Origin of the sequence: Nonomuraea sp. B5E05, from assembly GCF_039880665.1 — a bacterium.
GTDB lineage: Bacteria > Actinomycetota > Actinomycetes > Streptosporangiales > Streptosporangiaceae > Nonomuraea.
The window spans coordinates 59,555-82,249 of the sequence record NZ_JBDPMJ010000019.1; the positions used below are offsets into that span (position 1 = coordinate 59,555).

Annotated in this window: 22 protein-coding genes; 13 read left to right on the top strand and 9 right to left on the bottom strand. The window is 69.5% G+C overall.

Annotated features, from left to right (window positions below):
* The first annotated feature begins 16 nt into the window (after positions 1 to 16).
* Genes ABGB01_RS30540 through ABGB01_RS30550 form a run of 3 tightly spaced genes read left to right on the top strand, consistent with a single transcriptional unit; the run spans position 17 to position 1,387 of the window.
* Entirely contained in the window at positions 17 to 439 is a 423-nt protein-coding gene (locus ABGB01_RS30540; protein WP_132330743.1) for a roadblock/LC7 domain-containing protein, read from the top strand.
* 26 nt (positions 440 to 465) lie between these two features.
* Positions 466 to 828, top strand: a complete 363-nt coding sequence (locus ABGB01_RS30545) for a DUF742 domain-containing protein (RefSeq protein WP_132509931.1) — start codon at positions 466 to 468, stop codon at positions 826 to 828.
* Positions 809 to 1,387 carry an ATP/GTP-binding protein gene (locus ABGB01_RS30550; RefSeq protein WP_132509929.1) on the top strand — a complete coding sequence of 193 codons (579 nt, stop codon included), beginning with the start codon at positions 809 to 811 and terminating at the stop codon, positions 1,385 to 1,387. The genes ABGB01_RS30545 and ABGB01_RS30550 overlap by 20 nt, the downstream gene beginning before the upstream one ends.
* Positions 1,388 to 1,409: 22 nt before the next feature.
* Here ABGB01_RS30550 and ABGB01_RS30555 read toward each other — a convergent pair whose 3' ends face one another.
* The 6 genes from ABGB01_RS30555 to ABGB01_RS30580 form a co-directional block, all read right to left on the bottom strand.
* Complete coding sequence (locus tag ABGB01_RS30555) at positions 1,410 to 2,207, bottom strand: TetR/AcrR family transcriptional regulator (protein WP_347776977.1); 798 nt, start codon at positions 2,205 to 2,207, stop codon at positions 1,410 to 1,412.
* Between the two features lie 90 nt (positions 2,208 to 2,297).
* Entirely contained in the window at positions 2,298 to 3,932 is a 1,635-nt protein-coding gene (betA, locus tag ABGB01_RS30560; protein WP_347776978.1) for a choline dehydrogenase, read from the bottom strand.
* The gene (locus tag ABGB01_RS30565) at positions 3,929 to 4,864 is read right to left on the bottom strand and encodes an ABC transporter substrate-binding protein (protein ID WP_347776979.1); all 936 of its coding nucleotides are present in this window, start codon (positions 4,862 to 4,864) and stop codon (positions 3,929 to 3,931) included. Before ABGB01_RS30565 ends, betA begins: the two co-directional genes overlap by 4 nt.
* Positions 4,865 to 4,916: 52 nt before the next feature.
* Positions 4,917 to 5,891, bottom strand: a complete 975-nt coding sequence (locus tag ABGB01_RS30570; protein WP_347776980.1) for an ABC transporter substrate-binding protein — start codon at positions 5,889 to 5,891, stop codon at positions 4,917 to 4,919.
* Positions 5,888 to 7,804, bottom strand: a complete 1,917-nt coding sequence (locus ABGB01_RS30575; protein WP_347776981.1) for an ABC transporter permease subunit — start codon at positions 7,802 to 7,804, stop codon at positions 5,888 to 5,890. The genes ABGB01_RS30570 and ABGB01_RS30575 overlap by 4 nt, the downstream gene beginning before the upstream one ends.
* Positions 7,801 to 8,853 carry a glycine betaine/L-proline ABC transporter ATP-binding protein gene (locus ABGB01_RS30580; RefSeq protein WP_347776982.1) on the bottom strand — a complete coding sequence of 351 codons (1,053 nt, stop codon included), beginning with the start codon at positions 8,851 to 8,853 and terminating at the stop codon, positions 7,801 to 7,803. The genes ABGB01_RS30575 and ABGB01_RS30580 overlap by 4 nt, the downstream gene beginning before the upstream one ends.
* 338 nt (positions 8,854 to 9,191) lie before the next feature.
* Between ABGB01_RS30580 and ABGB01_RS30585 the strand changes: the two genes are divergently transcribed.
* The 4 genes from ABGB01_RS30585 (at position 9,192) to ABGB01_RS30600 (ending at position 13,142) form a co-directional block, all read left to right on the top strand.
* Positions 9,192 to 11,795 (top strand): nitrate- and nitrite sensing domain-containing protein, encoded by a 2,604-nt coding sequence (locus ABGB01_RS30585; RefSeq protein ID WP_347776983.1) that lies wholly within the window; start codon positions 9,192 to 9,194, stop codon positions 11,793 to 11,795.
* Positions 11,792 to 12,214, top strand: coding sequence for a roadblock/LC7 domain-containing protein (locus tag ABGB01_RS30590; RefSeq protein ID WP_347776984.1), 423 nt, complete (start codon positions 11,792 to 11,794; stop codon positions 12,212 to 12,214). The genes ABGB01_RS30585 and ABGB01_RS30590 overlap by 4 nt, the downstream gene beginning before the upstream one ends.
* 66 nt (positions 12,215 to 12,280) lie before the next feature.
* A complete protein-coding gene (locus tag ABGB01_RS30595; protein ID WP_246083112.1) occupies positions 12,281 to 12,595 on the top strand; it encodes a DUF742 domain-containing protein in 315 nt (104 codons plus the stop codon).
* Positions 12,576 to 13,142, top strand: coding sequence for an ATP/GTP-binding protein (locus ABGB01_RS30600; protein ID WP_347776985.1), 567 nt, complete (start codon positions 12,576 to 12,578; stop codon positions 13,140 to 13,142). The genes ABGB01_RS30595 and ABGB01_RS30600 overlap by 20 nt, the downstream gene beginning before the upstream one ends.
* A 1-nt stretch (position 13,143) precedes the next feature.
* Here ABGB01_RS30600 and ABGB01_RS30605 read toward each other — a convergent pair whose 3' ends face one another.
* The gene (locus ABGB01_RS30605) at positions 13,144 to 14,103 is read right to left on the bottom strand and encodes an SIS domain-containing protein (protein ID WP_347776986.1); all 960 of its coding nucleotides are present in this window, start codon (positions 14,101 to 14,103) and stop codon (positions 13,144 to 13,146) included.
* Complete coding sequence (locus ABGB01_RS30610; RefSeq protein ID WP_347776987.1) at positions 14,100 to 15,266, bottom strand: hypothetical protein; 1,167 nt, start codon at positions 15,264 to 15,266, stop codon at positions 14,100 to 14,102. The genes ABGB01_RS30605 and ABGB01_RS30610 overlap by 4 nt, the downstream gene beginning before the upstream one ends.
* A 172-nt stretch (positions 15,267 to 15,438) precedes the next feature.
* Here ABGB01_RS30610 and ABGB01_RS30615 point away from each other — a divergent pair, with 172 nt between their 5' ends.
* From ABGB01_RS30615 to ABGB01_RS30630, 4 genes are read left to right on the top strand one after another with little or no spacing between them, the layout of a single operon-like run.
* The gene (locus ABGB01_RS30615) at positions 15,439 to 16,563 is read left to right on the top strand and encodes a spermidine/putrescine ABC transporter substrate-binding protein (protein ID WP_347776988.1); all 1,125 of its coding nucleotides are present in this window, start codon (positions 15,439 to 15,441) and stop codon (positions 16,561 to 16,563) included.
* A gap of 5 nt (positions 16,564 to 16,568) precedes the next feature.
* Entirely contained in the window at positions 16,569 to 17,435 is an 867-nt protein-coding gene (locus ABGB01_RS30620) for an ABC transporter permease (protein ID WP_347621879.1), read from the top strand.
* Entirely contained in the window at positions 17,428 to 18,210 is a 783-nt protein-coding gene (locus tag ABGB01_RS30625; protein WP_347776989.1) for an ABC transporter permease, read from the top strand. Before ABGB01_RS30620 ends, ABGB01_RS30625 begins: the two co-directional genes overlap by 8 nt.
* Entirely contained in the window at positions 18,197 to 19,246 is a 1,050-nt protein-coding gene (locus ABGB01_RS30630; RefSeq protein ID WP_347776990.1) for an ABC transporter ATP-binding protein, read from the top strand. The genes ABGB01_RS30625 and ABGB01_RS30630 overlap by 14 nt, the downstream gene beginning before the upstream one ends.
* Here the strand turns inward: ABGB01_RS30630 and ABGB01_RS30635 are convergent.
* Positions 19,240 to 19,845, bottom strand: a complete 606-nt coding sequence (locus tag ABGB01_RS30635; RefSeq protein ID WP_347776991.1) for a helix-turn-helix domain-containing protein — start codon at positions 19,843 to 19,845, stop codon at positions 19,240 to 19,242. The genes ABGB01_RS30630 and ABGB01_RS30635 overlap by 7 nt on opposite strands.
* Before the next feature lie 146 nt (positions 19,846 to 19,991).
* Here ABGB01_RS30635 and ABGB01_RS30640 point away from each other — a divergent pair, with 146 nt between their 5' ends.
* On the top strand, positions 19,992 to 21,242 hold the full coding sequence (locus ABGB01_RS30640) for a glycosyltransferase (protein WP_347776992.1): 1,251 nt from the start codon (positions 19,992 to 19,994) through the stop codon (positions 21,240 to 21,242).
* Positions 21,243 to 21,269: 27 nt separating this feature from the next.
* Positions 21,270 to 22,667, top strand: coding sequence for an aminobutyraldehyde dehydrogenase (locus ABGB01_RS30645; protein ID WP_347776993.1), 1,398 nt, complete (start codon positions 21,270 to 21,272; stop codon positions 22,665 to 22,667).
* The last annotated feature ends 28 nt before the right edge of the window (positions 22,668 to 22,695 follow it).

The window sequence follows — 22,695 nt, forward strand, 5'->3', positions numbered from 1 at the left end:
CCGCTGGGGAGGATGCGTGACAACCCTTAGCCATGAGGCACATCGCTTCGACTGGCTGATCACCGACTTCGTCCGCAACACGCCAGGTGTGGCGCACGCCGTCGTCGTCTCAGCCGACGGCCTGTGCCTGGCGGCGTCGGAGGGCTTCCCACCCGACAGGGCCGACCAGCTCGCCGCGGTCTCCGCGGGCCTGCTGAGCCTGACGGTGGGCGCGTCCAGGGTCTTCGAGGGCGGGTCGGTGACGCAGACCGTCGTCGAGATGCAGCGTGGCCTGCTCCTGGTCATGGCGATCAGCGACGGTTCCGTGCTCACGGTGCTGGCCGCGCCCGACTGCGACATGGGGCTCGTGGCCTATCAGATGACGCTGCTGGTGGACAGGGCGGGACAGGCGCTCACGCCGGCCCTGCGAGCGGAGCTTCAGGCGGCCAGGACGCGGTGATGTGGTGGAACTGATGGGAGAGGGTCGTGTACGGCGTTGACGGGACCGGGGACGACGAGCCCTTGTTCCGCCCTTACGCGGTGACCGGCGGACGATCCGAGCCCCGCTATCACCTCGCGATGGAGACGTTGATCTCGTCGATGTCGATCCCGGACGACGAGATGGCCCTGCTCACCCCCGAGCAGGAGGCCATCATGCAGCTGTGCAGGACGTTCCGGTCGGTCGCCGAGATCTCGGCCCTGCTCCGTGTCCCGCTGGGCGTCGCCAGGGTGCTCGTGGCGGACATGTCCGACGAAGGGCTTGTCCGCCTGCACCAGCCACACCTCAGCGAGGGACAGCCAGACCTCAACATGCTCGAAAGGGTGCTCAGTGGACTACGCAGGCTCTAGCCCTGGCCTCACGTCGACCAAGATCGTCGTCGCGGGTGGGTTCGGCGTCGGCAAGACGACGTTCGTGGGGGCGGTGTCCGAGATCCTTCCGCTCACGACGGAAGCGGTGATGACCGACGCGTCCGCGGGCATCGACGACCTCGGTCTGACGCCCCACAAGCAGACCACGACCGTGGCGATGGACTTCGGCCGTCTGTCGCTGGATCGTGACCTGATCCTCTACCTGTTCGGCACCCCCGGGCAGCACCGGTTCTGGTTCATGTGGGACGACCTGGTGCGCGGCGCGATCGGCGCGGTGGTGCTGCTCGACACGCGCCGCCTGGCCGACAGCTTCCCGGCCATCGACTACTTCGAAGAGGCCAAGCTGCCGTTCGTGATCGGCATCAACGGCTGGGAGGGCCAGTTCCCGCACTCCGACCAGGAGGTGAGGGAGGCGCTGGCGCTGTCGCCGCAGGTGCCGATCGTGCGCACCGACGCCCGCAACCGCGAGGCGGTCAAGTCGACCCTGATCTCGCTGGTCGAGCACGTCGTACGGCTGCGCTCCGCTCCCGTGCGCTAGCGCTCCTGGACACGCTGCCGGCCTACGAGCGGGCGTTGCCCGCCGCCTGACCGCCCTCGGCGGCCCGGCTGTCCACCAGCGCCTCGATGCCGTCGAGCACGCGCTGGAGGCCGAACTCGAAGGCGTGCTCGGGGCTGTAGGCGGCGTTGAGCTCCTCCCCCGCCGCCTGCCCCACCCGGGTCGCCGTGGGATAGCGGTCGACGTCGGCGATCCTGCCCAGGAAGGGCGAGTGCGCGGCCCACCACTGCTCGTCGGTCATGCCCGTCCGGGTCTCGGCCTGCGCGGCCTCCACCGCGCCCCGGGCCGTGCCGTGCACGAAACCGGTGATCAGGGTGATCACCGAGTCCATCTCCACGTCCGTCAGCCCGATCCCGTCGATCGCGCGCAGCTCGTAGTCGTACTTCGCGGTGACGTTCGGGCCGAGCACCGGGCGGCTCGTCGCCACCTGCAGCAGCCAGGGGTGGCGCAGGTAGAGGGCCCAGTTCGCCCTGGCGATCTGCTCCAGCCGGCCCCGCCAGCCGCCGGGCACCTCCTTCGGCCTGGCGGTCTCGCCGTAGACGGTGTCCAGCATGACGTCGAACAGCTCCGGCTTGCCGGGCACGTACGTGTAGAGCGACATCGTCCCGACGCCCAGCCGCTCGGCCACGCGGCGCATGGACAGCGCCTGCAGGCCCTCCGCGTCGGCCACCTCGATGGCGGCCCGCACGATGCGGTCGACGCTCAGCTCCGGCTTGCCCTTGCGGCTGGCCCGCTCGCCGGTGCGCCAGAGCAGCGCCAGGCTACGCGCCGGGTCGCCCTTGCCCGAGTACTCGACGGTCACCGTCGTACGGTACACCGTACGGCAGTCATGTGGAATGTCGGGCGTGGCCGCGCACCTGCGCAACGACGATCCGGAGCCAGGAAGCGCGGGTCAGGCCGGTCGGGGGTGGCGGTAGAACTCCACGGGCTCCGGGGCCAAGGGCGTGTTGCCGAGAATGAGATCGGCCGACTTCTCGGCGAGCATCATGACCGGGGCGTAGATGTTGCCGTTGGTGACGTACGGCATCGCCGAGGCGTCCACCACGCGCAGCCCGTCGAGACCGTGGACGCGCATCGTCCCCGGGTCCACCACCGCCGTCTCGTCGGTGCCCATCTTGCAGGTGCAGGAGGGGTGGAGCGCGGTCTCGGCGTCCCTGGCCACCCAGTCGAGGATCTCCTGGTCGCGTCGCACGGCGGGGCCGGGGGAGAGCTCGCCGGCGTCGAGGTCGGCCCAGGCGGGCTGGGCCAGAATGGTCCTGGCGTGCCTGACGGCCTCCACCCACTCGCGGCGGTCCTGGTCGGTGGAGAGGTAGTTGAAGCGCAGGGCCGGCTTCTGGCGGGGGTCGGCCGACGTGATCCGCACCGAGCCCCTGGCGTCGGAGTACATCGGGCCGATGTGCACCTGGTAGCCGTGGCCGCCGGCCGGGGCGGAGCCGTCGTAGCGGACCGCGACCGGCAGGAAGTGGAACATCAGGTTCGGGTACGCCACGTCGTCGTTGGAGCGGATGAAGCCGCCGGCCTCGAAGTGGTTGGTGGCGCCGGGGCCGCTCCTGCGCAAGAGCCAGTCGGCGCCGATGAAGGGCCTGCGCCATCTGGCCAGCGACGGTTGTTGCGAGACCGGCTGCCTGCAGCCGTGCTGGACGTAGACCTCCAGGTGGTCCTGCAGGTTCTCGCCCACGCCGGGAAGGTCGTGCACCATCTTCACGCCCAGGGGCTCCAGCAGGTCACGCGGGCCGACGCCGGACAGTTGCAGGAGCTGGGGGGTGTTGACGGCGCCGGCGCTCAGGATGACCTCGCCCGCCTCGATGCGCTCGCCGTCGCACCGCACGCCGACGGCCCTGGTGCCGTCGAAGAGCACGCGCTCCACGAACGCGCGGGTGCGGACCGTGAGGTTGCGCCGCCGGCGTACGGGGTGCAGGTAGGCGCGGGCCGCGCTGAGCCGGCGGCCGCGGTGGACGTTGCGGTCGAAGGCGGCGAAGCCCTCCTGGCGGTAGCCGTTCACGTCGTCGGTCAGCGGGTGACCGGCCTGCTGCACGGCCTCGAAGAACGCCTCGAAGAGCGGGCCGCGGGCCGGGCCGCGTTCGAGCTTCAGCGGGCCGTCGCCGCCGCGGAAGTCCGTGCCGGGCTCGGCCAGGCAGGTCTCCATGCGCTTGAAGTAGGGCAGGCAGTGCGCGTAGTCCCAGCGCTCCATGCCGGGGTCGGCGGCCCAGCGCTCGTAGTCGAGCGGGTTGCCGCGCTGGAAGATCATGCCGTTGATGCTGCTGGAGCCGCCCAGCACCTTGCCGCGGGCGTGGTAGACGCGGCGGCCGTGCATGTGCGGCTCGGGCTCGGACTCGTATTTCCAGTCGTAGAAGCGGCTGCCGATCGGGAACATCAGTGCGGCGGGCATGTGGATGAACACGTCCCACAGGTAGTCGGGCCTGCCCGCCTCCAGCACCAGCACGGACGTCGAGGGGTCGGCGCTGAGCCGGTTGGCCAGGGCGCAGCCCGCGCTGCCGCCGCCCACGATGACGTAGTCGTACCTCAACGGGGAATCCAGTCCTTCCACACGATCTTGTTCTCGGCGACCCATCGCTCGGCCGCCTGTTCGGCGGTCATCTTCTCGTTGATCATGTCGCTGGCCACGGTGTTCTGGTCGTCGTTGGTCCAGCTGAAGTTGCGGACCAGCTCGTACGCCGGCCCGCCGGTCTCCGCGAACCGCCGGCTGACGATCTTGTCGAGCAGGTAGGGCGGGTAGTCGCAGGCGACCTTGGCCGGAACCTCGTCGCAGCCCACCGCGTACGGGGGCAGCGCGACCTTGACGAGTTTGACCTTGGTGAACAGCCATTGCGGTTCGTAGAAATACAGGAGCAAGGGCGTCCGATTCCTCGTCGCGGACTGGGCCGCCCTGATCAACGCCTCCTCGCTGCCCGAGTAGACGACTTTGTAGTTGAGGTTGAGGTTCTTGACGAGTGTCTCGTCGTTGGTCACGAACGACGGGTCGCCGTCCAGAATCTGTCCGGCATTTCCCGTCTTTGGGGTGCGGAAGAGGTGTGCGTATTTATTGAGGTTTCGGTAGTCCGTAATGTCGGGGTATTTCTTGGCCATCCACTCGGGGACGTACCAGCCGATCACTCCCTTGTTCCCCGTGAGACCGGCCGACAGGGCGACCTTCTTCTCCTCGATGAACTCTTTCTTCAGATCGTTGTGCCCCCAGTTCTCGACGATCACGTCCACCTTGCCGGATTCGAAGTCCTTCCAGGATTGCGCCTCCGCCGCCTTGCGCGTCTTCACCGCGTATCCCAGCTCGTGCTTCAGCAGATACGCCAGCACGGCCGCCTGGGCCTCATAGCCCACCCAGGCGTGGACGTCGATGTTGACCGTCCCCTTGGACACGGTGGCCGAGTCGGGCTCCCCGGTGGAGCAGGCCGTCAGAAGCAGGGCCGCGACCAGCGGCCCGACGAGCGTCTTCGTTCGCATCAGAGGTCTCCGTGCCCGGGTCCCGCGTGCCGGGACCCGGGTCGTCGAGGGGCTACTTGGGGATCCAGGCCTGCCACTTGGCGGGGTTGGCCTCGACCCACTTCTTGGCGGCCTCCTCGCCGGTCATGCCGTTGTTGGTCATGTCGTCGGCGACCGCGTTCTGGTCCGCGTTGGTCCAGTTGAAGTTCTTGATCAGCTCGTACGCCTTGCCGCCGGTGTCGGCGAACTTCTTGCTGACGATCTTGTCGAGGTCCATCTCCGGGTAGTCGCAGGCCACCTTCTTCGGGTCGGCGTCGCAACCCTCGGTGTAGGGCGGCAGGTTGACCCGGACCAGCTCGGTCTGGCTGAACAGCCAGTGCGGGTCCCAGAAGTAGAACAGCAGCGGCTTCTTCTGCGCCTGCGCCTGCTGGGCGCCCTTGATCAGGGCCGCCTCGCTGCCGCCCGTGACGATCTTGTAATCGAGCTTCAGGTTCTTGATCAGCGCGGCCTCGTTGCTGACGTACGACGGGTCGCCGAACAGCAGCTGGCCCTTGTCGCCCGACTCGGAGGTCTTGAACAGCTCGGCGTACTTGTTGAGGTTCTTCCAGTCGGTGATGTCGGGGTGCTCGTCGGCCATCCACTTAGGGATGTACCAGCCGATGACGCCCTTGTTGCCGGTGGAGCCCGCCTCGACGGCGACCTTCTTCTCCTCGATGAACTGCTTCTTCAGGTCGGGGTGACCCCAGTTCTCGATGATGACGTCGACGTCGCCGGTCTCGAAGCCCTCCCAGGCCAGCTGCTCCTTGATCTCGGGCAGCTCGACCTCGTAGCCGAGCTCGTTCTCCAGCAGGTACGCCACGACGTTGGCGCTGGCCTCGTAACCGACCCACGGATTGATGGCGATCTTCACCGTGCCGGCGGAGGCGCCCGAGGCGCTGGCGCCGGCCTCCGGCGCGGCCGAGCTGGTCGAGGTGCCGACCGTGGCTCCGCCGCAGCCCATCGCGGTGAGCCCTAGGGCGAGAAGGCCTGCGAGCAGGCGAATCTTCATGTGAACTTCCTCTTTCGGGGGGAAGAGCGCCTGTCGGCGCCCTGCGTGATGCGGTCGAGCATGACTCCGAGGAGCACCGTGGCGATGCCCGCCACGAAGCCCATGCCGAAGTCGGTCCGCTGGGAGAAGCCGAGGACCACGTCGTAGCCCAGCGCGCCCGCCCCGACCAGGCCGCCGATGACGACCATGGCCAGCGTCATCACGATGCCCTGGTTGGCCGCGAGCAGGATGGCCCTCCTCGCCATGGGCAGCTGCACCTTCCACAGCAGCTGGCCCGGGGTCGAGCCCGCCGAGGCGGCGGCCTCGACGACCGTGGCGGGCACCGCTCTGATGCCGTCCTCGACCAGGCGTACGACCGGCGGGACCGCGTAGATGACGGAGGCGAAGATCGCGGTGAACCGGGTGGTGCCGAAGAGCGCCAGCGCCGGCAGCAGGTAGACGAACGCGGGCATGGTCTGCGCGGCGTCGAGGATGGGCCGCTGCACGGCCGAGAAGCGCGGCGAGCGGGCCGCGGCCACCCCGAGCAGCAGGCCGATGGCCAGCGTGACGAGCACCGCGACGGCGACCGTGCTCATCGTCATCATGCTGTGCTCCCACAGGCCGAGCAGCGCGATGGCCAGCAGGCAGGCCAGCGCCGTCAGCGCGGGACGCAGCCCGCTCACCCGCCAGGCCGCCGCCAGCAGCGCGAGCGCCACCAGCCACCACGGGGCCGAGGTGAGCAGCGACTGCAGGGGGTTCAGCAGGGCCTGGGTGGTGGCTTCCCTGATGAACGTCGTCACCGGGTACCAGGTCGTCTCGGCCCAGCGGACGGCGGCGTTCACCTCCGCCACGACGTTGACGGTGAGGTTCTCCGGCCAGGCGCGCGGCAGCACGGGGATGAGCGCGAGCCCGGCCACCGCCAGCACCCCCGCCCCGGCCAGGTCGACCCGTGAGGTCCGGGCGTGCGCGTCCCGGCGGGAGAGGGCCATCGTCATCCGGTCGAGCATCACCGCCATGATCACCACAGCCACGCCCGCCGGGAGCATGATGCCGACCTGGGCCCGCGACAGGCCGCGGATGATGTCGCCGCCAAGCCCGGGGGCCGAGATCAGGTTCGCGATGACGACCATGGACAGGGCCATCATGATCGTCTGGTTGACCGCCAGCGCCATCGTGGACCTGGCCAGCGGCAGGTAGACCTTGAACAACGTCTGCCGGCCCGTGGCGCCCAGCGAGGCGGACGCCTCGACCGCGGTGGGGGATACCTCCGAGATGGCCAGGGCGGTGATGCGGATGGCGGGCGGGATCGCGTAGATCATCGTCGCGATGGCGCCGGCGGGCGCGCCGATGTGGAAGAACAGCGCGAGCGGCGCCAGGTACGCGAACGTCGGCATGATCTGCATGACGTCGAGGACCGGCGTCAGCACCCTGCGCACGCGTTCGGAGAGCCCGGCCCACACGCCGAGCGGGATGCCGACGGCCAGCGACAGCAGCACCGCCACCGCGACCAGGGCCAGCGTGTCGACGCTCGACTCCCAGAGACCGAGCAGGCCGAACGCGCTCACGCCGCCCACCGCGAGCGCCGCGATCCACCGGCCGCCGGACAACCAGCCCAGCGCACCCATGACGCCCGTGATGCCGGGCCAGCCGAGCGCGAACAGGACGGTGTGGAAGGCGTCGTAGAGCCCGCCGACGAACAGCCTGATGTAGTTGAGGAAGTACAGGAAGAGCGGGTTGTCGTTCCTGTTGTCGTCGATCCACTCGCGCAGCTCGGTGACGGCCAGGAACGGCGCCGCCTCCCTGTCGTGCGGCAGCGTCGCCGTGTCGCGGAAGACCAGGTACGCCGCCGCGAACAGGACCGCCGCCCCCGCGGGGGCCGCCCACCTCGGCAGGCCGAGCCAGGCCGGCCTGCCGGCGGCCGTGGCGCTGCTCATGCGCCCGCTCGCACGGGGCTCTCCTGGCCCGACAGGAAGGACAGCAGGTCGACCCGGTCCACGACGCCCGCCAGCTCGTCGCCGTCCACGGCCCTGATCGGGTGGGCGGAGGCGGCGGAGGCGGCGATGGCGTCCCTGATGACCGTGGTGACCGGTAACTCGGGCCCGTCCAGCGACTCGCCCGGCTCGGGGGGCCGGCAGAGCCGGCGCAGCGTCAGCACGTGGCTTTTCGGCACGTCACGGACGAAGTCGGCCACGTAGTCGTCGGCCGGCGCGCCCACCAGCTCCTCCGCGGTGCCGAGCTGCACGATCGAGCCCGCCCGCATGATCGCGATCCGCTCGCCCAGCTTGAGCGCCTCCGACAGGTCGTGCGTGATGAACACCATCGTCTTGCCGACTTCCCGGTGCAGGCGGATGACCTCGGCCTGCATGTCGCGCCTGATCAGCGGGTCGAGCGCGCTGAACGGCTCGTCGAACAACATCACCTGCGGGTCCACGGCCAGCGCGCGGGCCAGCCCGACCCGCTGCTGCATGCCGCCGGAGAGTTGGTCGGGGTAGGCGCCGGCGTGGCCGTCGAGGCCGACCAGGGCGAGGATCTCCTCGGCCCGCTCGTGCCTGGCGGCCCTGGGCGTGCCCTGGATCTCCAGGCCGTACGCGACGTTGTCGATCACCTTGCGGTGCGGCAGCAGGCCGAAGTGCTGGAAGACCATGCTGACCTGGTGCCGCCGGATCTCGCGGAGCCGGGCGGGTGAGGCGCGGCCGACGTCCTCGCCGCCGATGGTGATCTCGCCGGCGCTGGGCTCGACGAGCCGCGTGAGGCAGCGTACGAGGGTGGACTTGCCGCTGCCGGACAGCCCCATGACCACGAACACCTCGCCGGGGCGCACCTCGAAGCCGACGTCCCTGACCGCGGCGGTGCAGCCGGTCTTCTCTCTCAGCGCGGCGGGATCGAGATGTCTGTCCTCGCTGTCCAGCACTTTCTGCGCCTTGGGCCCGAAGATCTTCCATAGGCCGTCGACGGTGATGGCCGCGCTGTGAGAATCGCCCACACTGCCTCCTCGTTATGACGTGGCTCAACATATGTGGTGATTAGCGACATTCTCAACGCTGTGACACTCCAGAGATCATGGTGCGGCTTCCGTGTTATGCGTTGAAACGTACTAACCACTCATTAGCGGACATCTATCTTGATCTGGGTTAATCTCTCGCCCGGGTGCTTCACGCATGGTGTCCCAAGTTCTATCCTCAGGAGTCACACGACTCGACTTTTGTCGCGTTAAGTTCGGTTGGCCGTCCTGTATGGGATGTGTTCCAATTACCCGCACTTGCTGATTTCCCCCCGGGGCGTATGCCCCTCATATACGCCGATTCGGGCGAGGTGCGTTCGGTGAGTACACAGCTGGGCGAGAGGCAGGCCGGCGAGAGCCGCTGGCGGCTGCGCAATTGGCGCGTGCGGGCGCGTCTGATCGCGCTCATCCTCATCCCCACGGCCGCCGCCGTGCTGCTCGGCGGCGTCCAGGTGCTCGCCTCGACCTCCGCCGCCGGCGACTACGCCCGTACGAACCAGTTCGCCCGGATGTCCGCGGAGCTGGGCGAGCTCACCCACCAGGTGTCCACAGAACGGGCCAGGACCGCGTGGTACATCGCGCGCGACCGGCCCGCGGACGAGCTCGGCACGGTGCGCGCCCGGATGGGCCAGACCGACCTGTCCGTCAAAAGGGTGCGCGGCCTCGCACAGCCCCTGCTGAACGACGTGAGCGGCCGCACCGCGGACCAGATCGAGACCCTGCTCAGCCGCCTGAACGACCTGGGCACCCTGCGCGCGCAGGCGCTCGACGCCAACCTGCTGCCCGGTCCGGCCGTCGAGCTCTACACGACCGTGATCGCCGACCTGCTCTCCGTGCACAACGAGCTGATCAAGGGCAGCGTCGACGACGAGCTGTTCCGCCAGACCCGCATGCTCGACGCGCTCGCCCGGGCCAAGGAGAGCGTCTCCTACCAGCAGGCGCTGGTCACGATCGTGCTGGTCGAGGGGGCGTTCGACCCCGACCAGCTCAAACGGTTCCTCGGCGAGCAGTCCAAGGAGGCCAGCGAGCGCAGGGGCTTCGCCGAGGAGGCCACCGCCGGCGAGCGCCGCTTCTTCGACGAGACCGTCAACGGCAGGTCCGCCGAGCGCATGTTGTTCCTGCGCGAGCTGGTGATGATCAGGGCCACCAACGAGCTGCCGCTGCGCGGGCTCGACCAGGCCAGACGCGACGACGCGAAGGAGTGGCACGACGCCGCCGCCGTGGTCGTCGACTCCATGCGCACGGTCGAGCGGCGCCAGGCAGAGGGCATCGTGGCCCGCAGCGAGGCACTCAGCGCGGACGAGCGGCGCAAGGCGTTCGTGACCGCGGGCGCGGTGCTCGCGCTGCTGGTGGCCGTGCTGCTGATCACCACCGGGGTGGCCAGGTCGCTCGTACGCCCCCTGCGCCGCCTGCGCAGCGAGGCGCTGGAGATCGCGGGCCGGCGGCTGCCCGACTTCGTGCAGCACCTGCGGGAGTCACGCGACGGCGCGGTCAACGCCGAGGTGCCGCCCATCGGCATCTTCTCCAGGGACGAGGTGGGCGAGGTCGCGCGCGCGTTCGACGAGGTGCACCGCGAGGCCGTACGGCTGGCGGGCGACGAGGCGCGGTTGCGCTCCAACGTCAACGCCATGTTCGTCAACCTGTCCAGGCGCAGCCAGACGCTCGTCGAACGGCAGCTCACGCTGATCGAGCGGCTGGAGCGCGGAGAGCGCGACGACGCCCGGCTCGGCGACCTGTTCAAGCTCGACCACCTGGCCACCCGCATGCGGCGCAACAGCGAGAACCTGCTCGTCCTGGCCGGCCAGGAAGCCGCCCGCAAGTGGAGCGAGCCGGTCGAGCTGATGGACATCGTGCGGGCGGCGCTGGGCGAGGTGGAGAGCTACGACCGGGTCAGCATCCAGGTCGAGTCGGACGTGGCGATCGCCGGCCAGGCCGTCACCGACGTGGTGCACCTGCTCGCGGAGCTGGTCGAGAACGCGGTCTCCTTCTCCTCCAGGGACACCAAGGTCATCATCTCCAGCGCCCGCCTCGACGAGGGCAGCCTGATGGTGTCGGTCACCGACCAGGGGATCGGCATGAGCCCCGACGAACTGGCCGAGGCCAACTGGCGGCTGGCCCATCCGCCGGTCGTGGACGTGTCGGTGTCGCGGCGCATGGGCCTGTTCGTGGTCGGCCGGCTGGCGCTGCGGCACACCATCCGGGTCCAGTTACGGGCGCAGGACGTCGGCGGGCTGACCGCCATGGTGCTGGTCCCGCCGATGTTGCTCACGGAGGTGCCGAGCGCGATGCCCGCGCAGGGACGGGTCCAGGTGCCCAGGCAGGCGCAGGTGCGTACGCCGTCCTTCGGGACCGCCGACTCCTTCGCCGCCCCCGTGCACACACCGCCGCCCGCCTCACTGACGGGCCCTCCGCCCGGGCACCCGTCGTTCGACGCCGCACCCTTGGCGGCCGAGCCGTCGTCGTGGTTCGGCTCGTCGCCGACGACCCGGCCGGCCACGCTGGGAGAGCAGCCGCCGTACGCCTATCCGGGCGAGCAGCCGCCGTACACGCAAGCGGCCGACCCGCCGCTCGGCCTGGCGGGGCCGTCCCAGGAGGATTTCCTGCCGATCTTCACCGCCGTCGAGGAGAGCAGCTGGTTCAGCAAGGCGGCCCCCACCGCCGACCACCGCGATCCCTCCTGGACCTCGCCCGCCGACCAGGGGTGGCAGGCCGCGGGTGCGGCCGCGGAGCCCGCCCAGAGCGGCACCACGAACTCGGGCTTGCCGAAAAGGACGCCGAAGGCGAATCTGGTACCGGGCACCGCGAATCCGGCGCCCGCTCCCGCTCCCGCTCCACCGCTGTCCCCTGATCGGCTGCGTTCCAGGCTGGCCAGCTACCAGCAGGGCGTGCGCAAGGGCCGTGCCGAGCTCGAGGAGGACTCTTGAAGGAGCTGAGCCAGGCAGCCAGAGACGTCAACTGGCTGGTCACCGGTTTCGTCGAAGAGGTGCCCGGCGTGGCGCACGCCGTCGTGGTCTCCGCCGACGGGCTGCCCATGGCGTACTCGCGGGGCTTCCCCAAGGACCGCGCCGACCAGCTCGCCGCCATCGCGGCGGGCCTGGTCAGCCTCACGCACGGATCGGCGCGGGTCTTCGAGGGCGGAGGGGTCACCCAGACGCTCGTCGAGATGGAGCACGGGCTGCTGCTCGTGATGTCGATCAGCGACGGATCCTGCCTGGCGGTGCTGGCCGCACCCGACTGCGACATGGGGCTGGTGGCCTACCAGATGACGATCCTGGTCGAGCGCGCGGGCCAGGTGCTCACGCCCGCCGTACGGGCGGAGCTGTCCGCCGCGCGTCCGTGGTGATGGGAGTAGACCGTGGCATCGTGGGATAACGGCGAGCCGGAGCCCGAGCGCAGCTCGCTCGTCCGCATGTACGCCGTCACCGGCGGAAGGACCGCCCCGCGCACCGAGCTGGCCATGGAAGCCCTGGTGTCGTCGGCGACCTCGGCCCGGCTCGGTTCGACCTACACCCGCGAATACCGGGCGATCAGCGAGCTGTGCCGGCAGGTGCGGTCCGTGGCGGAGATCTCGGCGCTGCTGAGCGTCCCGCTCGGAGTGGCGCGGGTGCTCATCGCCGACATGGAGGCGGACGGGCTGGTCAGGGTGTACCAGCCGCAGCTGAACGCGGGATTACCCGATAAGAACCTGCTTGAAAGGGTGTTAAGTGGACTTCGCAGGCTCTAGCCGGCTCACCTCGACGAAGATCGTCGTGGCGGGCGGGTTCGGCGTGGGCAAGACCACGTTCGTGAGCTCCGTGTCCGAGATCCTGCCGCTGACCACCGAGGCGGTGATGACCGACGCGTCGGCGGGCATCGACGACCTCGGCCACACGCCGGGCAAGACCACCACCACCGTGGCCATGGACTTCGGGCGGCTCTCCCTGGCGAACGACCTGATTCTCTACCTGTTCGGCACCCCCGGCCAGTACCGGTTCTGGTTCATGTGGGACGACCTGGTGCGCGGGGCCATCGGCGCCGTGGTGCTGGTCGACTCCCGCAGGCTCGCCGACAGTTTCCCCGCCGTCGACTACTTCGAGCAGGCGCGGATCCCGTTCGTGGTCGGCCTGAACGGCTGGAACGGCGAGTTCCCGCACGCCGAGAGCGAGGTGCGGGAGGCGCTCACGCTCTCGACGCACGTGCCGATCGTCCGCATGGACGCGCGGGCGCGCCCGGCGGTCAAGCACACCCTCATCACGCTCGTCGAACACGCCATGGCCGTGCGCGCCGGCTGACCTACCGTCCCCTCCACCAGTGGGCGGCCACCAGCTCCGCCACCAGGGTCTCCGTGAGCAGGGCCACGTCGGGGTCGCCGTCGTGCCGGTAGCGGATCGCGGCCGCGGCGTCCTTCACCTCCGCGCCGACGGCCAGCACGGTCGAGCCCCGCAGGCGTACCCAGTCCATGGCCTGGTCGTCGTAGCGGGAACCCGGGTAGAGCAGGGCCCGGTAGTCGAGGGTCTTGGTGAGGTAGACGTCCACGTGGGACCAGTCGCCCGTCTCGCACGCGTCGGCCGGGCGGCGCGGGCCCTCGCGGAACATCAGCGCCGACTGCTCCGCCGACGACAGGCGCTCGGCGGGTGCGACGGTGTAGACGCCGTGCGGGCCGTCGAGCAGCTCCAGCGCCCGCGGGAGCCAGGCGTCCCGGCGTTCCAGCAGGTCGGCGGTGGCCTCGGCGGCCTGCTCCACCAGGGCGGGGACGTCGCGGTCCCGCCCGGTGAGCGTGGCCTCCATGAGCAGCAGGAGCGCCAGGGTGTGCTGGAACGTCCGGCACGCGACGCCGCCGCGTTCCTCGCCCGCGTGCATGGGGATCACCAGGTCGGCCGCCTCGGCGAGGGGCGAGCCCGGGGTGTTGGTGAGCACGGCGACGGGGGAGGGGCCGCCCGCGTAGCGGGCCGTGGCGTCGAGGGTCTCCCCGCTGGCGCCGGTGGCCGAGATCGGCACGACCAGGGTGTCCTGCCTCGCCGACCAGGTGGCGGCGGCGGAGGCGTAGTCGGCGTACGCGTCGACGCCCGCCGCGCGCAGGCGCAGGGCCGCCACCCCGGCGGCGTAGCGGGAGCTGCCCATGCCGAGGAAGAGCACCCTCGTGATGCCCGGAGGCAGGACGCGGAACGGGTTCTCCTCGGCCAGGGCGCCGGCCAGGCTCCGCAGCGCCTCCGGCTTGGCTTCCAGGTCGGACAGGTAGAGCTCGGGATTCACGCGTTGTTCTCCTCGGGGTCCTGCACGATGTTCTGCTCGGGATCCTGCTCCGGGTTCTCTTCGGGATACCAGGTGTGCAGGACGCCCATGGGGGCGTAGCGCCAGCGGGGCAGGTGGCGGGCGGCGTAGATGAGCTCCCGGCACTCCTGCTCCACCTCGAACGGGCGGATCAGCCTGTCGTCCAGCAGGTCGGGCCTGCCCCGCTCGGCCAGCCGGGCCCGGTAGGCGGACATCAGGGCGGCGCGGGCGGCGGCCGCCCACGCGGCGGCCTCGGCGGGCGGCGTGGACCGACGCCTGATCGCCACCTGCGCCACGTGCTCCAGGCTGGTGGTGAGCTGGGCGACGTCCCTGGCCGCCGGCTGGTACGGGTCCGCGCCCGCGACCGTGGGGTTGCCGTCGAAGTCGATCACCGCGTACCCGCCGTCCCACCGGAGGATCTGGCCGACGTGCAGGTCGCCGTGGATCCTGATGCGCGGACCGGTCGGGAGGAGGTCCAGTGGGGCCAGGTCGCGCCGGAGGGCGGCGGACCTGGTGGCCAGCCATTCGCCGTCGTCGCCGCCGGTCAGCTCCATGGCCTCCGCGAGCGCGCCCGCCGCCCGCTCCGCCAGATCGGGACCGGCCCCGCCGGGCGGCGGCGGCAGCGTGGCGAGGGCGAGATGCAGGTCGGCGGCCAGGCGGCCGAGCGGGGTGGCGAAGGCGGTGGCCCCGGCTCTCTCCGGCGACGCGGCCTGGTCGACGCACCACTCCCAGCCGTCCCGCGCCCCGGGCAGGTAGCCCGTGACCAGGGCGAGGAGGTGGTCGCGGCCGTCCAGCTCCGCGGTCAGCGCCGCGTAGGGAGGAGCGGTGTCGTTGAAACCCGCCTCAACGAGATGGGCGAGGAGCTCCGGGGCGGGATGCGGCAGGGGCGCCGGCGGGGTCAGCCACTTGACAACGACCTTTTCGGCCACGACCACGGAGTGGTTTGTCTGGTCCACGTGCGGGCCGAAACCACGCTCACCTGGGGCCCCAGTGTGGAGATCCCCGGAGGCGTACGAGAAGGTGGGCAGCGGGCGGAAGCGCCGCACCGCGAAGGGCGGCGGCGGATCCTCGTCCAGCAGCCCCACGAGCGCGGTGGTGAGCCCGCGATCTCGGCCGGTGAGGGGCTTCTCACCGAGAGAGATCAACCGGGGCCCTATTGAATCCCAATTCAACACGATCGCCAAACTTCCAGGTAGCAATGTCATAAAAAGTCTTGCCCATGTTGATATCTGCTGCAACACTCCTGATCTGGTCCGCTGTGTCCGGTAAGGTCGCGCGACCCCTCTAACACCGCAAATTCAAGAAGGAGTAGCGGCCGTGTCCCGTATCCGGTTCACCCGTCGTCTCCCGGCCGCCGTAGCGGTGGCCGGCCTCGCGCTTGCCGTCGCGGCGTGCGGAGGTGAGTCGTCGACAAGCCCAGAAGGCACGAACGCGGCGGCGGCCGACGACCTCAAGCCGAACGCGGACCTGACCAAGCAGTCGATCCAGGTGACCGTCTGGGACGGCTACCTGCCCGAGGAGTTCACCAAGGGGGCCAAGGACAAGCTCAAGGTCAAGGACATCAAGATCGCTCTGCACGCCACCAACGAGGACGCGATGGCCAAGCTCACCGCCTCCGGTGACAGCGGGGTCGACGTGGCGTTCGTGTCCGGCCAGTACGCCCAGGCGCTCAACGAGCAGGGCCTGCTGGAGCCGATCCACCCCGAGCTGATCCCCAACCTGGCCAACCTCTACCCCGAGGCCACCCAGCTCTCCTACGACAAGGGCAACAAGATCTCCGTGCCCTACACCTGGGGCACGACCGGCATCTGTTACCGGACCGACCTGGTGAAGAAGAAGCCGACCAGTTGGAACGATCTTCTCAAGCCGCCGGCCTGGGCCGACAAGAAGGTCACCATGATGACCACCGAGCGCTGGCTGGCCCTGCCGGCGCTCAAGGCCCTCGGCTACTCGGTCAACACCGACAAGGACGAGGAGATCGCCAAGGCCAAGGAGCTCCTCGTGGCCCAGAAGCCACATCTGCTCGGCTACGACGACACGACCTTCGGCGACAAGCTGAAGTCCGGCGAGGCCATCATGGTCGAGGCGTGGGACGGCTGGTGCCCGACGACCGACCCGAAGGGCAACATCGCGTTCGAGGTGCCGAAGGAGGGCAGCGACCTCTGGGTGGACACCATGGTGATCATGAAGTCCTCCAAGAACAAGGAGGCCGCCCACGCGCTCATCAACTACATCCTCGCCCCCGAGAACCACAGCTGGGCCGCCGCGAACATCAACTACAAGGTGCCCAACAAGGCCGCCATGGAGCGCGTGAAGGTCCCCAAGGGCTCGCTGCTCGGCATCAAGCCGGACGAGTTGCTCGACGGTGAGGCGATCGTCGACCTCGGACAGGCGTCCACGAAGTACACCCGCCTGTCGACGGAAGTCACGGCGCAGTCGTAACAGCGGTGACCTCTGAGCTCAAGGCCCGGCCGGCGTCCCCTTCGCGCGGACGCCGGCTGGGCGCGTTCGTGTTCCTGTCGCCGGGCCTGACCTACCTCGTCGTGCTGCTGCTGGTGCCGCTGGCCCTGGTGCTGAGCAACACCGTCTTCCAGCGCGGGCGCTTCGGCGGCATCGTGTACGAGTTCACCACCGAGAACTTCGCCCGCCTGATGGACCCGCTCTACCTGGGCGTGGTCGGCGGCTCGCTGCGCATCGCGGCCCTGACGACGGCCATCGCGCTGCTGATCGGCTATCCGACGGCCTACGCGATCGCGCGGCTCTCGCCCAAGTGGAAGACGATCGCCCTGGTCGCGATCGTGCTGCCGTTCTGGACCAACTTCATCATCCGCGTCTACGCGTGGATCATCCTGCTCAGCGGTCCCGGGCTGGTCAACAGCGGGCTGGCGGCGATCGGGCTCGGGCCGTACGAGCTGCTCTACAACCAGGGCGCGATCGTCACCGGGCTGCTCTACTCGTACCTGCCGCTGATGGTGCTGCCGCTGTACGCCGCGATCGAGCGGCTGGACCCGCAGCTCAGAGAGGCGTCGGCGAACCTCGGCGCCTCGCCGTTCACCACGTTCCGCAAGGTCACGCTGCCGCTCACGGTCCCAGGCGTGCTGAGCGGCTGCCTGTTTGTGTTCGTGCCGAGCTTCGGCAACTTCGTCATCCCCGAGATCCTGGGCGGCAACAAGTCGATCATGGTGGGCAACCTGATCCGCGACCAGTTCCTGAAGGCACGCGACTGGCCGTTCGGCTCGACGCTGGCGCTGGCGCTCATCGCGGTGCTCCTGGTGCTGCTGATGGCACAGGCATGGGTGGCGCGCCGTGCGTAGGTCCAAGCTGCTGTTCGTCCCGCTCTGGGTGACGTACGTCTTCCTCTACCTGCCGATCGTCGTGCTCGTCGTCATGTCGTTCAACGCCGGCGAGTCGGCGTACACCTATGAGGGTTTCAGCCTCAAGTGGTATGGAGAGCTGGCCGCGGACGAGCGCGTCAGGAACGGCCTGATCAACACGCTGATCGTGGCCGTGGGGTCGACCGCGATCGCGACCGTGCTGGGCACGCTGCTGGCCGTCGGCCTGGCCCGCCACTCCAGGTCCAAGGCCCTCGACGCGCTGGCGCTGATGCCCGCGGTACTGCCCGACCTGGTGCTGGCGATCGGGCTGCTGCTCTTCTACGGCGTGATCGCGCTGACGCTCGGCCACTACTCGGTGATCCTCGCGCACGCCCTGTTCTCCATGGCGTTCGTGGCCGCGGTGGTGCGCACCCGGCTGTCCGGGGCCGACACCTCGCTGGAGGAGGCCTCGCGCGACCTCGGCGCGGGACACGTGGTCACGTTCATGAAGATCACGTTGCCGCAGCTGGCGCCGGGCATCGTGGCGGGGGCGCTGCTGGCGTTCACGTTGTCGCTCGACGAGTTCGTGATTGCCTTCTTCACGATCGGGAACGCCGAGCCGACGCTGCCGATCGTGATCTACTCGATGATCCGTTTCGGCGTGACCCCCAAGATCAACGCGCTGGCCGCGATCCTGCTCCTCGTGAGCTTCGTAGCGGTGATCGCCGGCCAGCGTCTGACAAGGATCGGAGAGGCACGGCGTGCTGAAGGTTGACGGGATCACGCGCAGGTTCGGCGACGTCACCGCGCTCGACGGCGTCTCGCTGGAGATCGGCCAGGGCGAGTTCTTCGCCCTGCTCGGGCCGTCGGGGTGCGGCAAGACCACGCTGCTGCGCATCATCGCCGGGTTCGAGACGCCCGACCGGGGCACGGTCACCCTCGACGGGGAGGACCTGCTGGCCCTGCCGCCGAACCGCAGGCCGATCAGCCTGATGTTCCAGTCGTACGCGCTGTTCCCGCACATGACCGTGGCCAAGAACGTCGCCTACGGCCTGGAGCGGGAGCGCCTGCCCAGGCAGGAGATCAGGCAGCGCGTCGGCGAGGTGCTGGAGACGGTCGGGCTGACCGCGCACGCCTCGCGCAAGCCCGCCCAGCTCTCCGGCGGCCAGCGGCAGCGGGTGGCTCTCGCCCGTTCCATCGTCAAGCGGCCGCGCCTGCTGCTGCTGGACGAGCCGCTGTCGGCCCTGGACAAGAAGGTCCGCGCCGACATGCAGCTGGAGCTGAAGCGGCTGCAGCACGACGTCGGCATCACCTTCGTGGTCGTCACGCACGACCAGGAGGAGGCCATGTCGCTGGCCGACCGCATCGCGGTCTTCGACAGCGGCACAGTGTGCCAGGTGGACGAGCCCGTCCCGCTGTACGAGCGGCCGCGGTCGCCGTTCGTAGCCGGTTTCGTCGGCGCCAACAACCTGTTCGAGGGCGTCGCCGGCGGCCTCGACGGGCTGGAGAGCGAGGAGTTCGGCGTGCTGGCGGGCACGCCCATGACCGAGCTCGCGGCGGGCAGCAAGGCGCTGCTGGCGGTACGTCCCGAGAGGGTCAGGCTGGTCGACGAGGGCGAGACCGGGGGCCTGCGGGGCAGCGTCCTCGACGTCAGCTTCTACGGCGGCGTGTCGCACATCTCCGTGGACGTGCCGGGCCGGGTCGAGCCGGTGCTCGTCGCCGTCCAGGGCGCCAGTGCGGTGGAGGCCGGGGCCAAGGTCAAGTTGCGCTGGAACGCCGAGGACGCCGTCATCATGGCGGTCGATCAGTGAGACAGGTCGTTGCCCGTGGCCGCCCGGGCGTAGGAGAGGACCAGTTCGGCCGCCTCGGCCGGGCCGATCACCGGATGCCTGGCCGTGATGCGGTAGCCGTACGCGTCCTCCAGCGCCACGAGGTTGCGCGCGACCGTCAGCGAGTCGGCGCTCAGCCGGAACACCCCCAGCGCCGCCCCCGTGTCGAGGATCGCCTGGTACATCGACACCTGGCGGTCATAGAGCGAGGTGAGCAACACGCCGTAGACCCTGTTGCGGCCCGCGGCCCCGCCCAGTTCGTTGAGCAGGCGGACGTCGGGGTCGAGCGGCCCGGTCGGCAGCCCCGACCTGATGGTCACGACCAGCTTCTCCACCGGATCGGTGAAGTCGGCGAGCCGGCGCAGCCGCTGCTCGTAGAAGCGTTCCATGCCGGCGTGCTGCGCCTCGACCAGCAGTTCGCGCAGGTCGGGGTAGTGGTAGAGCACGGCTCCGGAGGTCAGGCCGGCCTCCTCGGCCACGTGGGAGAGTTGTACTCCGTCGATGCCATGGCGGATGATGGCCCTGCGCGCGGCCTCGATCAAGTCGATGCGCCGGTCACTCCTGCTTTTACGCTGAGCCACCCCCACCACCTTCACCCGTTCGGCTGCTGTTCAGTTGGCCGTGACCATAGTGCCCTTAAGTTGACCTTCACGCTAGATGCGTTTTTGAATTCCCCTTCAAATTGATCAGCAGTTCCGGAGTCTCGATGTCTCTCACCATCCTGTTCATGCCTGAAAGCGCCTACGGTCCCACCAACAACAGCATCGGCATCGGCGACATCCTGCGTCGCCGGGGTCACCGCGTCGTCTTCGCCGCCGAGGCGTCGTGGAAGGGCAAGCTCGAAGCGCTCGGCTTCGAGGAGGATCTGGTCGACCTCGCGCCTCTACCCGACGACGCCGAGGAGCAGGACCCCGGGCAGTTCTGGAAGGACTTCATCCGCGAGACCGCGCCCGAATACCGCAAGAGCACCCGCGAGCAGCTCGACACCGTCGTCAAGCCCATCTGGGCCGAGCTGATCGACGGCGCGAAATATTGCGAGCCGCAGCTCAAGGCCATCATCGAGCGGGTGCAGCCGGACATCATCGTCGAGGACAACGTGCTCACGTTCCCGGCTCTGGTCACGGCGGGCAAGAAGTTCGTCCGCATCGTCTCCTGCAACCCGCTCGAGGTCCGCGGCGAGAACGTCGCGCCGGTCTTCTCCGGGCTTCCCGCGGGCGACCGCTCGGAGTGGGAGGCCTTCCGCGCGGAGTACGACCGCACCCACCGCGAGCTCTGGACCGCCTGGAACGAGTGGTGCGTCGAGCAGGGCACCGAGCCGCTGCCCGAGCTCGACTTCATGCACAACGGCGACCTGAACCTCTACGTCTATCCGGAGATCGCCGACTACGCCGACGCCCGGCCGCTGGACGACACCTGGCACCGGCTCGACTCCTCGGTCCGGGAGACTGAGGAGAAGTGGGAGCTGCCCTTCCAACGTGGCGAGGGCTCGCTGATCTACTTCTCGCTCGGCTCGCTCGGCTCGTCCGACGTGGAGCTGATGCGGCGGGTGATCGGCGTGCTGGCCGACACCCCGCACCAGTACATCGTCTCCAAGGGCCCGCTGCACGAGGAGATCGAACTTCCCGCCAACATGTGGGGCGCGGAGTTCCTTCCGCAGACTAGGATCATCCCACTGTGTGACCTCGTCATCACCCACGGCGGCAACAACACGACCACCGAGGCGCTGCACTTCGGCAAGCCGATGATCCTGCTGCCGCTCTTCTGGGACCAGTACGACAATGCCCAGAGGATGGATGAGTTGGGCTATGGTGTCAGGCTTTCGACCTACACCTTCACCGACGACGAGCTGAAGGGGGCGGTCGCGCGGCTGCTCGGCGACACCGGGCTGCGCGCGAGGCTGGCCGCCGCGGGCGAGGAGATCCGGCGCCGCGACGGGCTGCGCAAGGCCGCCGACCTGATCGAGCAGCTCGGCAAATAGCACGACCCCTGAGAGCGAAGTCTTCCGATGCGTGAACTGATCAACCCCGCGACCGGGCTCCCGTGTGCCGAAATTCCGGACACGCCGGTGGAGGGCGTGGCGACGGCCGTACGGTCGGCGCGCGCGGCGTTCGAGACGTGGTCGCAGACCACTCCGGCCGAACGCCAGCGCCTGCTGCTGCGGCTGGCCGACCTGGTGGAGGCCGACGCCGAAGAGCTGACCAGGCTCGAAGTGGAGGAGACGGGCAAGCCCGCCGCGGTGTTCAGAGACGGAGAGCTGCCGTTCGCCGTCGACAACCTGCGCTTCTTCGCCGGCGCCGCCCGCTCGCTCGAAGGGTCGGGCGCCGGCGTGTTCAGCCCTGGCTACACCTCGGTGATGCTGCGCCGCCCCGTCGGGGTGGTGGGGTCGATCGCGCCATGGAACTTCCCCTTCGTCATGGCCGTGTGGAAGGTCGGCCCGGCGGTGGCCGCGGGCAACGCGGTGGTGATCAAGCCCGCCCCTCAGACGCCGCGTACGACGCTGCGGCTGGCGGAGTTGTTCGCCGAGGCGGGCGCGCCCGAAGGGCTCGTCCAGGCGGTCACTGGGGCCGCGCAGGTCGGTCAGGCACTGGTCACCGACCCCGGGGTCGACATGGTCAGCGTCACTGGCTCGACGGAGACCGGCCGCGCCGTGATGGCCGGGGCGGCGGGCACGCTCAAGCGGGTGCATCTCGAGCTCGGCGGCAAGGCCCCGGCGCTGGTCTTCGGGGACGCCGATCTGGCCGAGATGGCTCACGGCGTGGCCATGGGGGCGACGTACAACAGCGGGCAGGACTGTACGGCGGCGACCCGGGTCTACGTCGCCCGCGAGGTGTACGCGGACGCGGTCGAGGCGATTCGGGCAACTCTTGCCAATATCACCGTCGGCGACCCGTGGGACCCGGCGACCGACATCGGCCCCCTGATCTCGGCGGCCCACCGGGACCGGGTGCACGGGTTCGTCTCGAGGTCGGGCGGGCGGATTCTCCACGGGGGGTCGCCGATCGACCGGCCGGGGTTTTACTATTCGCCTACGCTTGTCAGCGAGGTCGGTCAGGACAGCGAGATCGTCCAAGGTGAGCTTTTCGGTCCTGTGCTGGTCGCTCTGCCGTTCGAGGGCGAGGACGAGGCCGTCAGGCTGGCCAATGACACCACATACGGCCTGGCGTCGTCGGTGTGGTCGCGCGACGTGTCGCGGGCGATGCGCGTGTCGCATCGGCTCGACGTGGGTGTGACCTGGGTCAACGACCATCTGCCCATCGCCAGCGAGGCGCCGCACGGCGGGGTGAAGGGCAGCGGGTTCGGCAAGGACATGAGCCAGGAGGCGGTGCAGGACTACTCGGTGACGCGCCACCTCATGGTGAAGCACGCGGCACCGGCCGAGCGGGATTCGTTCCGGCCCGCCTGAAAACGTGTACGGCGATAGACGCCCCGAA

Bases quoted from the DNA above. Each gene is read 5' to 3' on its own strand.
- ABGB01_RS30565 (WP_347776979.1), bottom strand. From the start codon at position 4,864: ATGCGAACGAAGACGCTCGTCGGGCCGCTGGTCGCGGCCCTGCTTCTG.
- ABGB01_RS30570 (WP_347776980.1), bottom strand. From the start codon at position 5,891: ATGAAGATTCGCCTGCTCGCAGGCCTTCTCGCCCTAGGGCTCACCGCG.
- ABGB01_RS30575 (WP_347776981.1), bottom strand. From the start codon at position 7,804: ATGAGCAGCGCCACGGCCGCCGGCAGGCCGGCCTGGCTCGGCCTGCCG.
- ABGB01_RS30595 (WP_246083112.1), top strand. From the start codon at position 12,281: ATGTACGCCGTCACCGGCGGAAGGACCGCCCCGCGCACCGAGCTGGCC.
- ABGB01_RS30640 (WP_347776992.1), top strand. From the start codon at position 19,992: ATGCCTGAAAGCGCCTACGGTCCCACCAACAACAGCATCGGCATCGGC.
- ABGB01_RS30645 (WP_347776993.1), top strand. From the start codon at position 21,270: ATGCGTGAACTGATCAACCCCGCGACCGGGCTCCCGTGTGCCGAAATT.